Genomic DNA, 13,544 nt, shown 5'->3' with positions numbered 1-13,544 from the left:
CGGGGCTGTCCGCTCTCATTCCTGCCCGTACCGGGGATCGACGGACTCGGGCGCCAGCCCCAGCAGTTCCGCGACCTGCTCGACCACGACCTCGTGCACCAGCAGCGCGCGGTCGTCGCGGTTCTTGGTACGGATCTCCACGGGCCGCCGGTAGACCAGGATTCGCGCCGGGTGGTCCTTGCCGGCCGGGACCGAGCTGCCGAGCGGCACGGTGTCGTCCTGCGGGGTCGGCACCTCCATGACCACGAAATCCACCTCGGCCAGCTGGGGCCAGCGCCGCTCCAGCCGGTCCACGGAGTCCCGCACGAGATCGCGGAAGGACTCGGAGCGGCTGGTCGAGAGCGGCACCTGGGGCGGGGCGACGGGCCCACGCATACCGCGGCCGTGACGGTCGCGGCGGCGCGGCCGTGGTTCGGTCGGGCGGGGCGGTACAGGACTGTCCATCACTGACGCAGGGTAGCCCTCCCCGCCCCGCGGATATCGCGGCTGCCGCCCCCTCGTGCGGCATGTCGCATATTGAGCATTCAGGCCAAGCTTGGGCTCGATTCCAGGCGTCCCCACGATCACCGCTCTCGCCGTCATTGACGGCTTTTGCCCCAAGTCGTGACCGGGTAACGGAGTGTCGTCGCTCGGTCACTCTTCTTTCCATGCAGGTCAGGGCAGTTACTTCCGGCCAAGTTGGGCGGGATATCGCGCCGCGACACGGGCGAGTGACCTGGTGGGGAGTCGTCGCGGCCCGCTCAAGAGTGCGGTACCGTCCAACATCGTGAGCCCTGTACGTCGCTGTTCGCGCACCGCGTGCGGCCGCCCTGCTGTCGCGACACTGACGTACGTCTATGCCGACTCGACCGCGGTCCTCGGCCCGCTCGCCACCTACGCCGAGCCTCATTGCTACGACCTGTGTGCGGAACACAGCGAGCGGCTGACGGCTCCGCGCGGCTGGGAGGTCGTCCGCCTGACGGACGGCTCGGCTCCGGCGCGCCCGAGCGGTGACGATCTGGAGGCGCTCGCCAACGCCGTACGTGAAGCCGCACGCCCGCAGGAGCGCGCGGCCGGGGGCGGTGGCAACGGCGCACGCGGGGTGGATCCGACGGAGGGCGGGCGCCGGGGGCATCTGCGAGTGCTGCGCTCCCCTGAGCCCTGAGCCCTGAGCGGCTGAGCCCTGAGCAACGCTCTTCTCCGCTTCGTCGGCACCCTTCGTTCACCGGCCATTGACCGGCCTTTGATCGGCGCACTTTCCGGCTTTCCGGTACAGATCCTGTACGGGCCATTGACCTCGCCTTGGCGTGGACACGACCATTCCTCCACCCGTGAGAGATCGCTTTCCGTATCGCGGAATCCGGAGGACTGTCGTGTACGTACAGCAACTGGAACCCGTCGCCGACTCGCTCGCCCTCTCCGCCCTCGTCGCCGCCCTCCCGCTGGCCACCGTACTGATCCTGCTCGGTGCCCTCCGTATGAAAGCCCACCGCGCGGGGGTCATCGGTCTCGCCGTCGCCGTGCTGGTCGGCTGGCTCGTCTTCGGTATGCCCCTCGGCCAGACCCTCTCGGCCGGCGCCCAGGGAGCGCTCTTCGGGCTCTTCCCGATCATGTGGATCGTCGTCAACGCCCTCTGGGTGTACCGGATGACGGTCCGTACCCAGCATTTCGACATCCTGCGGCGCTCGTTCGGACGGCTCTCCGACGACCCCCGTATCCAGGCACTCGTCATCGCCTTCTGTTTCGGCGCGCTGCTCGAAGCGCTCGCGGGCTTCGGGGCGCCGGTGGCCATCTGCTCGGTGATGCTGGTGGCGCTCGGCTTCTCCCCGGTCAAGGCCGCCGTCGTCTCGCTCGTCGCCAACACCGCGCCCGTGGCGTTCGGCGCGATGGGCACCCCCGTGGTGACGCTCGCGCAGGTCACCGATCTGCCGCTGGACACCGTCGCGTCGGTCGTCGGCCGGCAGACCCCACTGCTCGCGCTCGTCGTACCGCTCGTGCTGGTCTGGCTCGTCGACGGCCGGCGGGGGCTGCGCGAGACCTGGGCGCCCGCGCTGGCCTGCGGAGTCGCCTTCGCCGCCGCGCAGTTCCTCGCCGCCAACTACGTCTCCGCCCAACTCGCCGACATCGGCGCCGCGCTGGCCGGAGCGGCGGCGCTGGTGGCCGTACCGTCGGCCCGTAGGCCCGCGGCGGAGCCGGTGCGCGCCGCGGTGCTCACGGGCGTACGGAGCGAGGACCTGGACCGCGAGGACCCGCGCCCCGAAGTGCTGCGCGCCTACGCCCCGTACGCACTGATCGTGGTGATCTTCTCCATCGCCCAGATCCCGCCGGTCAAGGAGACGCTGGCCAGGGCCACGAGGGTGTTCGACTGGCCGTTCCTCGACGCCGCGGACCCGGACGGGAACCGCGTCGGCGCCAATGTCTTCTCCCTGCCCCTCGTCGCGACCGGCGGCACGCTCGTGCTGCTCGCCGGTCTCTTCACGGTCGTCGTCCTCGGCGTACGCGCGGGGGACGCGGCGCGGGAGTGGGCGGCGACCGTGTACGAACTGCGGTACGCGATCCTCACCGTCACCTCCGTACTGGCCCTCGCGTACGTCATGAATCTGTCCGGACAGGCAGGCACCATCGGCCACTTCGTCGCCGCGGCGGGCGCGGGACTCGCGTTCCTCTCACCGATCCTGGGGTGGTTCGGCGTCGCGGTCTCGGGCTCGGACACCTCGGCCAACGCGCTGTTCGGCGCGCTCCAGGTGACGGCGGCGGCCCAGTCCGGCCTGTCGCCCGAGCTGCTGGCCGCGGCGAACAGCTCCGGGGGAGTGCTCGGCAAGATGATCTCGCCGCAGAACCTGACGATCGCGTGCGCGGCGGTCGGACTCGCGGGCAAGGAAGGGGATCTGCTGCGCAAGGTACTGCCCTGGAGCCTGGCCCTGTTGCTGGTGATGTGCCTGATCGTGCTGGGGCAGAGCACCGCCGTGCTGGGGTGGATGCTTCCCTGAGGTTTAGGGACTTACGGCTGTCCGCCGGACCGTCGAGAGGCGGCCGGCGGGTAGTTTGAAGCCGACCGCAGCGGATCGCAGCAGACCGCGCAGACCGTGGTGAGCAGACCGCGGTGAGCAGATCGCGGTGACAGGAACTTCTGGAGGCGTTGGCCGTGGCCGATTTGTCGCAGATCGTGAAGGCGTACGACGTGCGAGGGGTGTACCCCGATCAACTGGACGACCGGCTCGCGGAGCTCTTCGGCGCCGCCTTCGTCGAGGTCACCGGCGCCGGAGCGATCGTGATCGGCCATGACATGCGGCCCTCCTCGCCCGGTCTGGCGTCGAGCTTCGCCCGGGGCGCCGTCTCGCGCGGAGCCGACGCCACGATCATCGGACTGTGCTCCACCGACCAGCTGTACTTCGCGTCGGGCGACATGGACATGCCCGGCGCCATGTTCACCGCGTCGCACAACCCGGCCCAGTACAACGGCATCAAGATGTGCCGGGCCGGCGCGGCGCCGGTCGGCCAGGACACCGGGCTGGCGGAGATCCGCGCGCTGGCCGAGGGCTGGCTGACCGACGGCGCACCCGCCTCGGTGACCAAGCCCGGACACCTCGGGCAGCGGGACACGCTCACGGACTACGCCGCGTATCTGCTGTCCCTGGTCGACGTTTCGGCGATCCGCCCGCTGAAGGTCGTCGTGGACGCGGGCAACGGGATGGGCGGGCACACCGTCCCGACGGTCTTCGCGGATCTGCCGCTCGACGTGGTGCCGATGTACTTCGAGCTGGACGGTACGTTCCCGAACCACGAGGCCAACCCGCTCGACCCGAAGAACATCGTGGACCTCCAGGCCCGCGTCCTGGCCGAGGGCGCCGACCTGGGACTCGCCTTCGACGGCGACGCCGACCGCTGCTTCGTCGTCGACGAGCGGGGCCAGGGCGTCTCCCCGTCGGCGATCACCGCCCTGGTCGCGGCGCGCGAGCTGGCCAAGTACCCCGGCGGCACGATCATCCACAACCTGATCACCTCCTGGTCGGTCCCCCAGGTCGTCAGGGAACACGGCGGCACGCCCGTACGCACCCGCGTCGGACACTCCTTCATCAAGCAGGAGATGGCCCGTACGGGAGCGGTCTTCGGCGGCGAGCACTCCGCGCACTACTACTTCCGCGACTTCTGGAACGCCGACACCGGCATGCTCGCCGCGCTCCATGTGCTGGCGGCGCTCGGCGGCCAGCGGGGACCGCTGTCCGAGCTGGTCGCCTCGTACGACCGCTACGCGGGCTCCGGCGAGATCAACTCCACGGTCGACGACCAGGCGGCCCGCACGGCGGCGGTACGCGCGTCCTTCGCCTCCCGCGACGACGTCACGTTCGACGAACTGGACGGGCTGACGGTGACGGGCGCGGACTGGTGGTTCAACCTCCGTCCCTCCAACACGGAGCCGCTGCTGCGCCTGAACGTCGAGGCGCGCGACGCGGCGACGATGGAGCGGGTCAGGGACGAGGCGCTGGCGCTGATCCGCACGTAGCGATTCGCCGCTAAGGCCTGTCGGGCGTGTCCGGGCGGCCGGTGGGTGATCGTCCGGCGGCGGTCCGGCCGGCGACGGTCCCGCCCGGCCCGGCCCGCGGCCGGCGGTCCCCGCCGGACAGCGCCCGGCGGTACGCTGACATGGCCCGATCCACCCGCACGAAGGGACCCCAACCCCATGCCGCTCGAAGCCGGCCTTCTGGAGATCCTCGCCTGTCCGGCCTGCCACGCGCCGCTCAGCGACCGCACCGCGGCAGAGACCCCCGAGCTGATCTGCACCGGCGAGGACTGCGGCCTGGCCTATCCGGTACGGGACGACATCCCGGTCCTCCTCGTCGACGAGGCACGCCGCCCCGCCTGACCAAGCAAGCGCTGCCCACAACGCCCCGCGCCCCGTGCCCGCGAGGCCCGCGCCCGGCGATCGGAGGCCCATCCCCATGCTCGACGAGTCGTTGCTCGACGCTCCCGACGCCCTCGCCGACGCCGACCGCAACGGTCTGCTGCGCGGCGCGGCGGAGGCCGGGGCGAGAGTGCGTACCGCCCTTCGGCACACCGCGGAGGCCGGTATCGCCGGACTCGCACCGGAAGGCCGCCCGCGCGCCGTGCTGATCGCCGGTTCCGGCGCCGCCGCGACCGGCGTCGCCGATCTGATCACCGCGCTCACGACGAACGCCGCGCCCGTCACCCGGCTCCGCCCCACCGGCGTCGCCGCCGCGGCGGGCGCGCTGCGCTGGGCGCTCCCGGGCTGGGCCGGCCCCGTGGACCTGCTGCTGATCGCCACCACGGACGGCAGCGAGCCCGGCCTCGCGCTCCTCGCCGAGCAGGCGTACCGCCGCGGCTGTACGGTCGTCGCCGTCGCCCCGCGCCAGTCGCCGTTGAGCGAGGTCGTCGGCGGGACGCACGGACTGATGGTCCCGATGGCGACGGCACCGAACGGCCAGTACGGGCAGAACGGCTCGTACGGGCAGAACGGCTCCGATGAGTGGTACGAGCCCGAGGAGACGCCGGTAGCCGGCCCCGGCCCGCTGTGGGCCCTGCTCGTCCCGCTGCTCGCGCTCCTGGACCGCGTCGGGCTGGTCACCGCGCCGGCCGAGACCCTCCAACTCGTCGCCGACCGGCTGGACCTCACCGCCGAACGCTGCGGGCCGGCCATCGCCACGTACAGCAACCCCGCCAAGACCCTCGCCGCCGAGCTGGCCGACAGCCTCCCGCTGGTCTGGACGGAGGGCCCGGTGGCCGCCCCCGCGGGGCGCCGCTTCGCCGCCGTACTGGCCGAACTGACCGGTCGCCCCGCCCTCGCCGCCGAACTGCCCGAAGCCCTCCCGGCACACAGCGCGCTGCTCGCCGGACACTTCGCGGGCGGCGCCGCCGACCCCGACGACTTCTTCCGTGACCGGGTCGAGGAGGCGCAGGCGTGGCGTGCCCGTGTCGTCCTGCTCCGGGACCGCCCGGCGGGCGGTCTGACCGCGGCCCCCGCCGCCCGCGAACTCGCCCTCGGCCATGACACGGCCATCAGCGAACTGGAGCCCGAAGAGGGCAGTGAGCTGGAGGCCCTCGCCGAGCTGGTCGCGGTCACCGACTTCGCCACGGTCTATCTGGCCCTCGCGGGGGCCGCCCCCGCGTAAGCCGGGGCCACTCCCGCGTGAGCCGAACCCGGCCCTACATGACCGTGAGCCGAACCTGGCCCCACATTCTCTGACCAGCTCTCCATCACCGTCTTCATCACACCTTCACCGTCGCCACATCCGTGCCGCCACCGCACGCCGCCGTTCCGTCACCCCGTACGAGAAAGCTCACCCCATGGACCGCCTCTTCAACACCGTGCGCCCCTACGCCTGGGGCTCGACGACCGCCATCCCGGAGCTGCTCGGCACCGCTCCCACGGGTGAGCCCCAGGCCGAGATGTGGATGGGCGCCCACCCGGGAGCCCCGTCCCGTCTCGACCGGGGCCATGGCTCCGGTGAACAGGCGCTCTCCGCCGTCATCGACGCCGACCCCGAGGCGGAGCTCGGCGCGGCCGCGGTCCGGAAGTTCGGCCCTCGTCTGCCCTTCCTCCTCAAGCTCCTCGCCGCCGGCTCCCCGCTCTCCCTCCAGGTCCACCCCGACCTCGCCCAGGCGAAGGAGGGGTACGAGGCGGAGGAGCGGCGCGGTGTCCCGATCGACGCGCCCCACCGTAATTACAAGGACGCCAACCACAAGCCCGAAATGATCTGCGCGCTCACGCCCTTCGACGGCCTGTGCGGCTTCCGCGCCCCGGAGGCGACCGCCGAGCTGCTCGCGCGGCTGGACGTCGACTCACTCAAGCCGTACGTCGACCTCCTGCGGGCCCACCCCGAAGAGGCCGCGCTGCGCGAGGTGCTGACCGCCGTCCTCAGCGCCGATCCGGACGAGATGGCCGTCACCGTCACCGAGGCCGCCGCGGCGGCGGACCGGCTCGGCGGCGACTACGCGCCGTATGCGTCGATCGCGCACCACTACCCCGGCGACCCGGGCGTCATCGCCGCCATGCTGCTCAACTACGTACAACTCCAGCCGGGCGAGGCGCTCTTCCTCGGCGCGGGCGTCCCGCACGCCTATCTCAACGGTCTCGGCGTCGAGATCATGGCCACCTCGGACAACGTCCTGCGCTGCGGACTCACCCCCAAGCACGTGGACGTGCCCGAACTGCTCCGTGTCGTGCGCTTCGAGGCCACCGACCCCGGTGTCCTGCGTCCGGAGGCGTCGCCCACGGGCGAGGAGCTGTACGAGACCCCCATCGACGAGTTCAGGCTCTCCCGCTACGCCCTCGCGCCCGGCGCCGAGCCGCGCGACGTCACCGCCGCGACGCCCCAGATCCTGCTCTGCACAGCGGGCACGCCGCAGGCGAACGACATCGAGCTGTCGCCCGGCGGCTCGGTCTTCGTCGCGGCGGGCGAGAAGGCCGAACTGTCCGGTACGGGCACCGTGTTCCGGGCCACAGTGGTGGTCTGATGCACCGGCCTTCCCGGCGGCTGCAACAATGTCCCGCCGTACCGCGGCGCCAGGGCCGCGGCACCGATGAAGGGACACCTCGCACCCAATGAGCGCGTCAGGCGGAACCAAGGCGATCGTGGCGGCGCTCGCCGCCAACCTCGCGATCGCAGTAGCCAAGTTCGTGGCGTTCCTCTTCAGTGGTTCGTCGTCGATGCTCGCGGAGAGCGTGCACTCCGTCGCCGACTCCGGCAACCAGGGGCTGCTGCTGCTCGGCGGCAAGAAGGCGAAGCGCGAGGCGACCCCGCAACACCCCTTCGGCTACGGCCGTGAGCGCTATATCTATGCCTTCCTCGTCTCGATCGTGCTGTTCTCGGTCGGTGGCATGTTCGCCATCTACGAGGGCTACGAGAAGATCAAGCACCCCCACGAGATCGAGGCCTGGTACTGGCCGGTCGGTGTGCTCGTCTTCGCGATCATCGCGGAGGGTTTCTCGTTCCGTACAGCCATCAAGGAGTCGAACGCCACGCGCGGCTCGCTGTCCTGGACGCAGTTCGTCCGCCGCGCCAAGGCCCCCGAACTCCCCGTCGTGCTCCTGGAGGACCTCGGCGCGCTCGTCGGTCTCGTACTCGCCCTGGCCGGTGTGGGGCTCGCCCTGGGGACCGGCAACGGCGTCTGGGACGGCATCGGCACCCTCTGCATCGGCATCCTCCTCATCCTCATCGCGCTGGTACTGGCGGCCGAGACGAAGTCCCTGCTCCTCGGCGAGGCCGCGGGCACCGAGGACGTGGAGAAGATCAAGAACGCGCTCGTCGACGGCGATGTGGTGACCGGCATCATCCACATGCGTACGCTCCACCTCGGTCCCGAGGAACTGCTGGTCGCCGCCAAGATCGCGGTCGAGCACGACGACACCGCCGGCGAGATCGCCCAGGCCATCAACGCGGCCGAGGCCCGGATCCGCGAGGCGGTCCCGATCGCCCGGGTGATCTATCTGGAGCCGGACATCTTCAGCGAGTCGGCCGCCGCGGCGGGCACCAACCCCGCCAAGGACCAGGGCGGTGCGACGCCCGGCACCACCCACTGAGTCCTGGTCACTCCCCGATCCCTTCATGATCCCTTTTCCGTTCGGCTGTGGGCCCCTGGGCCGGTCGGTGTAGATTCGTCTGCAGAGCCAGACGTCGCTGCTGATGGCGGTCGGGCGGCCCGCAGTTGCGGACCGGCCGAGGGAGAGAGGGCCTCCGACGGACTGCGCCGCGGGGGCTCGGGCATTCGTATGCCCGCCGCCGCAGAGCCAGCCGTACGTACCCACCCTCGACCCGATTTACGAGGAGCAGCTCGTTATGACGACTGTCGCCAACCGACAGGACTTCAAGGTCGCCGATCTCTCGCTCGCCGAGTTCGGCCGCAAGGAGATCACCCTCGCCGAGCACGAGATGCCCGGTCTGATGTCGATCCGCAAGGAGTACGCGGCGTCCCAGCCGCTGGCCGGCGCCCGTGTCACCGGCTCCCTGCACATGACCGTGCAGACCGCGGTCCTCATCGAGACCCTGACGGCCCTCGGTGCCGAGGTCCGCTGGGCGTCCTGCAACATCTTCTCCACCCAGGACCACGCCGCTGCCGCCATCGCGGTCGGTCCCGAGGGCACCGCCGACAACCCCCAGGGTGTCCCGGTCTTCGCCTGGAAGGGCGAGACGCTGGAGGAGTACTGGTGGTGCACGGAGCAGGCCCTGACGTGGCCGAACTCGCCCACCGGCGGTCCGAACATGATCCTCGACGACGGTGGTGACGCCACCCTCCTCGTGCACAAGGGCGTCGAGTTCGAGAAGGCCGGCGCGGCCCCCGACCCGGCCACCGCGGACAGCGAGGAGTACAGCTACATCCTCCGTCTGCTGAACCGCACCCTCTCCGAGAACCCGCAGAAGTGGACCCGTCTGGCGTCCGAGATCCGCGGTGTCACCGAAGAGACCACCACCGGCGTGCACCGGCTGTACGAGATGCACCGCGACGGCTCCCTCCTCTTCCCGGCGATCAACGTCAACGACGCGGTCACCAAGTCCAAGTTCGACAACAAGTACGGCTGCCGCCACTCCCTGATCGACGGCATCAACCGCGCCACCGACGTCCTCATCGGCGGCAAGGTCGCGGTCGTCTTCGGCTACGGCGACGTCGGCAAGGGCTGCGCGGAGTCGCTGCGCGGCCAGGGCGCTCGCGTGATCATCACGGAGATCGACCCGATCTGCGCCCTCCAGGCGGCGATGGACGGCTACCAGGTCTCCACGCTCGACGATGTCGTCGGTATCGCCGACATCTTCGTGACCACCACGGGCAACAAGGACATCATCATGGCCTCGGACATGGCCAAGATGAAGCACCAGGCGATCGTCGGAAACATCGGTCACTTCGACAACGAGATCGACATGGCTGGCCTCGCCAAGATCGACGGCATCGTCAAGGACGAGGTCAAGCCGCAGGTCCACACCTGGACCTTCCCGGACGGCAAGACGCTGATCGTCCTGTCCGAGGGCCGCCTGCTGAACCTGGGCAACGCGACCGGCCACCCCTCCTTCGTGATGTCCAACTCGTTCGCGGACCAGACCCTGGCCCAGATCGAGCTGTTCACCAAGCCGGAGGAGTACCCGACCGATGTCTACGTGCTCCCCAAGCACCTGGACGAGAAGGTCGCCCGGCTCCACCTCGACGCGCTCGGTGTGAAGCTGACGACGCTCCGCCCGGAGCAGGCCGCCTACATCGGCGTCGAGGTAGAAGGCCCGTACAAGCCCGACCACTACCGCTACTGACACACCCTCTGTACTGACGCACCCTCCGTAGGTACCCCGTAGGTACCTCCGTGGTTACGGACAGGCCCCCGCACCCCCGTGTCGGGGGCCTGTCCCGTGCGCGGCGAGGAAGAGCGTCAGACGCCGAGGACCCGAAGGACCGGAAAGCCCCCATGCCCCGCGGCCGTTATTCGCTCCATGATCCGCACGATCACGCTCCTCTCGGTGACGAACACTTCCACTGCGCGCCCGGCCCCTCCGGCTGGCGCTATGTCTCTCAGATCACCACCCCCTCCGGCGACCACTCCGGCTCCGTCGATCTGGCCCTCGACGAGCTCGGCCGCCCCATCCGTCTTCAGCTCCACGCCGCGAGCTGGCAGATCCGTGGCGCCGCCCTCGACGGCGTCACCTGGGTCCGTACCGACCCCACCGGCACCCATGCCACCGAAGGCAACGTCCGCGCCCATGCCTTCACCGGCACCTCCCCCGCGTTCCTTGTCGCGACCGCGCGACTTCTTCGTCTCACCCCCGGCTCCCCCGCGACCCGCGTACGCCTCGTCGCCTTCACGGATCCCGTCCTCGCTCCCCGTACTCTCGATCAGTCCTGGGCCCTGGTGAACAGTGAAGCGCACGCCACTGACAACGGACCCCTGACAGTGGACGAGTACCAGGTCAGCGCCCTGGACACGGGGGAACAGCACACGATTCACCTCGCCGGAGACGTGGTGCTCTCGGCCCCAGGTATCGAGCTCGAAGACCTGGAATCCCCGCCGTCCGTCCTGCCCTGACCCGGGCCCTGCCCAATGCCTACGCCGGCGGGGCGAACCCGGTGGCCGGGGGAGACCCGGCTTCGGACGGTGTGGGTGTGTGAGCGGGTGTGGGGGACGGAGCCGGAGCCGGGACCTGGAGAGGGGTAGAGGCGGGGACCTGGGCGGGGACCGAATACGCCACCGGGGCGGGGGTCGGGCCGAGGGGGGCTCCGAAGGCCCGTCGGGCGTCCCGGGCCTGCCGCTCATGCACGACGGCGGCCAGATAGGCGCCCGAGGGGATCCCCTGCGGCGCCGGAGCCCCGGTACGTGCCGCCAGATCACCCGCGAGCCGCTCGGCCATCGACCAGCTCACCCCGGCGTCGAGCTGCCCCATCCTCGTCAGGTACTGGCGTATCGCGAGCCACAGATCGTCCGGCACGGCGGACAGGTCCAGCTCCGCGAACCGTCCCGCGAGCCACGGCGGGGGCGGCGGGACCATGGCCGGGTGCGTCACCGGCACCCGCTCCCGTACGACCAGGGTTCCCGCGAAGACGTCCCCGATCCGCCGGCCCCGCGCCGAGACGAGCGACGCGATACAGGCGACGACTCCGAACGACAGCAGGATCTCCACGACCCCCATCGCCCCGCGCACGAGCGCGTGCCGGAACCGGATGGGGCCGCCGTCGTCCCGTACTACGCGCAGTCCACAGGCCAGCTTTCCCAGCGAACGTCCATGGCTGAGAGTCTCGACAGCGATCGGACCGCCCACCAGCACCAGCAGAAACGCCGCGATGGACAGGGCCATGACCGCCGCCTCGTCCAGGGCGCCCGTCGACAGAGCGATTCCGACTGACACGAGCAGATAGGCCGTCCACGCGACCACCAGGTCGATCGCCACCGCCAGCGCCCGGCTCGGCAGCCTCGCCGGGCGCAGCCCGAGTACCACCGCGTCGCCCGTCACAAGCTCATCCACCGGTGCCCCACCCATCGCCGGACCTTCTCTGCCCCTGAAGACCTCAGTCTGCCAAGCTGGCCCGCAGCGCGTCGCGGCAGTGGCAGTGACAGCGGTGCGCTGGCCGCGCAGTAGTACGGACCGTACGCACCCAGTGCCTGGAGCAGCAGCCGACCATGGACCTCGATGTCTTCGTGACAGCCCACCGCGCCGAGTGGGACCGCCTGGATCATCTCCTGCACCGGGGGCGCCGTCTCACCGGAGCCGAGGCCGATGAACTCGTCGCGCTCTACCAGCGCACGGCCACTCATCTCTCCCTGATCCAGTCCACCGCCCCTGACCCGGCGCTCACCACGCGCCTCACCCAGCTCGTGGCCCGAGCCCGTGCCACGGTGACCGGAGCGCGCCGGGCCACCTGGCGCGACGCCGCGCGCTTCCTGACGGCCGGCTTTCCCGCGGCCGTCTACCGCTCCCGGCGCTGGTGGATCCCGACGGCGATCCTCTCCACCCTCCTGGCCGCCGTCATCGGCTGGTGGATCGGAGCTCACCCCGAGGTCCAGTCAGCGATCGCCGCCCCGGACGAACTGCGCCGGATGACCCGGCCCGGTGGTGAGTACGAGACGTACTACTCAAGCCATCCGGCGGCGTCCTTCGCGGCCCAGGTCTGGACGAACAACGCCCAGGCCGCCGCCATGTGCCTCGTCCTGGGCGCCTTCCTCTGTCTCCCGGTCATCTGGATCCTCTTCGTCAATGTGCTCAACCTGGGAGTCGGCATCGGTCTGATGTCCTCGGCCGGCCGCCTCGACATCTTCCTCGGGCTGATCCTCCCGCACGGCCTGCTGGAACTGACAGCGGTCTTCGTCGCCGCGGGTACGGGACTCCGGCTCGGCTGGACACTGATCGACCCGGGCCCGTACAGCCGCCGCACCGCCATGGCCCAGCAGGGCCGGGCCGCACTGGGCATGGCCATCGGCCTGGCGCTCGTCCTTTTCGTGTCAGGCCTGATAGAGGGCTTCGTGACCCCGTCCGGCCTCCCCACATGGGCGCGGATCGCCATCGGCGTAGCAGCCGAGGCGGCCTTCCTCGCTTACGTCTACATCCTCGGCGGCCGGGCCGTACGAGCGGGCGAGACGGGAGACGTGGATGCCACGGACCGCAGCGCCGAACTCCCGGTCGCGGCCTGATGTGCGTATCGCGGCCGACACCTGTTAGTCTCCTCTTCGCCCCACAACGACCGTTGACACGGTTGACGTGGGGAGGTAGATTTGAACGGTTGCCTCGAAGTAGGACATGCTTCGAGAGCAGTTGATCATTTCTATGCGGCTCGCGATGGGAATCGAATTTCCAAGCGACCCCTTCGATTCGACTCCAGATCATCAAGGCCGACGAGATCGGCCCAAATGCTTCTGCTAAAGTCGGGTCAGCCGAAAGGCAAGGCCAATCCAAAGGCCATCGGAATTCATGAAGCAGAACACGCCGAATGAATCTGATAGAGTCGGAATCGCCGGAAAGGGAAACGCGAAAGCGGAAACCTGGAAGGCGGCCCCGCTCCGACGGGGAATCGGACACGAAAGAGTCTGATAGAGTCGGAAACGCAAGACCGAAGGGAAAAGCCCGGAGGAAAGCCCGAGA

The 13,544-nt window shown here is 70.2% G+C and carries 12 protein-coding genes; 10 read left to right on the top strand and 2 right to left on the bottom strand.

The genetic code is table 11. The features are described from left to right. Positions 1-15: 15 nt before the first annotated feature. The gene (locus IF11_RS0109115) at positions 16-444 is read right to left on the bottom strand and encodes a metallopeptidase family protein (RefSeq protein WP_078490574.1); all 429 of its coding nucleotides are present in this window, start codon (positions 442-444) and stop codon (positions 16-18) included. Positions 445-718: 274 nt separating this feature from the next. On the opposite strand from IF11_RS0109115, the gene IF11_RS0109110 reads away from it, so the two are divergent. The 9 genes from IF11_RS0109110 (at position 719) to IF11_RS0109070 (ending at position 10,999) form a co-directional block, all read left to right on the top strand. Beyond that, positions 719-1,144, top strand: a complete 426-nt coding sequence (locus tag IF11_RS0109110; protein ID WP_078490573.1) for a DUF3499 domain-containing protein — start codon at positions 719-721, stop codon at positions 1,142-1,144. Positions 1,145-1,352: 208 nt separating this feature from the next. Further along, complete coding sequence (locus IF11_RS0109105; RefSeq protein ID WP_030350972.1) at positions 1,353-2,969, top strand: L-lactate permease; 1,617 nt, start codon at positions 1,353-1,355, stop codon at positions 2,967-2,969. 149 nt (positions 2,970-3,118) lie between these two features. Beyond that, complete coding sequence (locus IF11_RS0109100; protein WP_030350971.1) at positions 3,119-4,483, top strand: phosphomannomutase/phosphoglucomutase; 1,365 nt, start codon at positions 3,119-3,121, stop codon at positions 4,481-4,483. A gap of 177 nt (positions 4,484-4,660) precedes the next feature. Further along, on the top strand, positions 4,661-4,843 hold the full coding sequence (locus tag IF11_RS0109095) for a Trm112 family protein (RefSeq protein ID WP_030350970.1): 183 nt from the start codon (positions 4,661-4,663) through the stop codon (positions 4,841-4,843). 76 nt (positions 4,844-4,919) lie between these two features. After that, positions 4,920-6,107, top strand: a complete 1,188-nt coding sequence (locus IF11_RS0109090) for an SIS domain-containing protein (RefSeq protein ID WP_030350969.1) — start codon at positions 4,920-4,922, stop codon at positions 6,105-6,107. A gap of 175 nt (positions 6,108-6,282) precedes the next feature. Beyond that, positions 6,283-7,452 (top strand): mannose-6-phosphate isomerase, class I, encoded by a 1,170-nt coding sequence (gene manA / locus IF11_RS0109085; protein WP_030350968.1) that lies wholly within the window; start codon positions 6,283-6,285, stop codon positions 7,450-7,452. 88 nt (positions 7,453-7,540) lie between these two features. After that, entirely contained in the window at positions 7,541-8,518 is a 978-nt protein-coding gene (locus IF11_RS0109080) for a cation diffusion facilitator family transporter (RefSeq protein WP_030350967.1), read from the top strand. A gap of 256 nt (positions 8,519-8,774) precedes the next feature. Next, a complete protein-coding gene (ahcY, locus tag IF11_RS0109075; RefSeq protein WP_030350966.1) occupies positions 8,775-10,232 on the top strand; it encodes an adenosylhomocysteinase in 1,458 nt (485 codons plus the stop codon). 152 nt (positions 10,233-10,384) lie between these two features. Then, complete coding sequence (locus tag IF11_RS0109070) at positions 10,385-10,999, top strand: hypothetical protein (RefSeq protein WP_030350965.1); 615 nt, start codon at positions 10,385-10,387, stop codon at positions 10,997-10,999. Between the two features lie 19 nt (positions 11,000-11,018). Here the strand turns inward: IF11_RS0109070 and IF11_RS0109065 are convergent, their stop codons facing one another. Further along, positions 11,019-11,933, bottom strand: coding sequence for an RDD family protein (locus IF11_RS0109065; RefSeq protein ID WP_030350964.1), 915 nt, complete (start codon positions 11,931-11,933; stop codon positions 11,019-11,021). Positions 11,934-12,088: 155 nt separating this feature from the next. Here IF11_RS0109065 and IF11_RS0109060 point away from each other — a divergent pair, with 155 nt between their 5' ends. Beyond that, on the top strand, positions 12,089-13,096 hold the full coding sequence (locus tag IF11_RS0109060; protein WP_030350963.1) for a stage II sporulation protein M: 1,008 nt from the start codon (positions 12,089-12,091) through the stop codon (positions 13,094-13,096). The last annotated feature ends 448 nt before the right edge of the window (positions 13,097-13,544 follow it).

The organism is Streptomyces scopuliridis RB72, assembly GCF_000718095.1.
GTDB classification, from domain to species: domain Bacteria; phylum Actinomycetota; class Actinomycetes; order Streptomycetales; family Streptomycetaceae; genus Streptomyces; species Streptomyces scopuliridis.
Note: the sequence above shows the minus strand (reverse complement) of the source record. Positions and strands in the feature narration are given on the sequence as shown.

Excerpts from the sequence above, each read along its gene's own strand:
- IF11_RS0109115 (WP_078490574.1), bottom strand. The coding sequence starts at position 444 with ATGGACAGTCCTGTACCGCCCCGCCCGACCGAACCACGGCCGCGCCGC.
- IF11_RS0109095 (WP_030350970.1), top strand. The coding sequence starts at position 4,661 with ATGCCGCTCGAAGCCGGCCTTCTGGAGATCCTCGCCTGTCCGGCCTGC.
- IF11_RS0109090 (WP_030350969.1), top strand. The coding sequence starts at position 4,920 with ATGCTCGACGAGTCGTTGCTCGACGCTCCCGACGCCCTCGCCGACGCC.
- manA (WP_030350968.1), top strand. The coding sequence starts at position 6,283 with ATGGACCGCCTCTTCAACACCGTGCGCCCCTACGCCTGGGGCTCGACG.
- IF11_RS0109080 (WP_030350967.1), top strand. The coding sequence starts at position 7,541 with ATGAGCGCGTCAGGCGGAACCAAGGCGATCGTGGCGGCGCTCGCCGCC.
- ahcY (WP_030350966.1), top strand. The coding sequence starts at position 8,775 with ATGACGACTGTCGCCAACCGACAGGACTTCAAGGTCGCCGATCTCTCG.
- IF11_RS0109070 (WP_030350965.1), top strand. The coding sequence starts at position 10,385 with ATGCCCCGCGGCCGTTATTCGCTCCATGATCCGCACGATCACGCTCCT.
- IF11_RS0109060 (WP_030350963.1), top strand. The coding sequence starts at position 12,089 with ATGGACCTCGATGTCTTCGTGACAGCCCACCGCGCCGAGTGGGACCGC.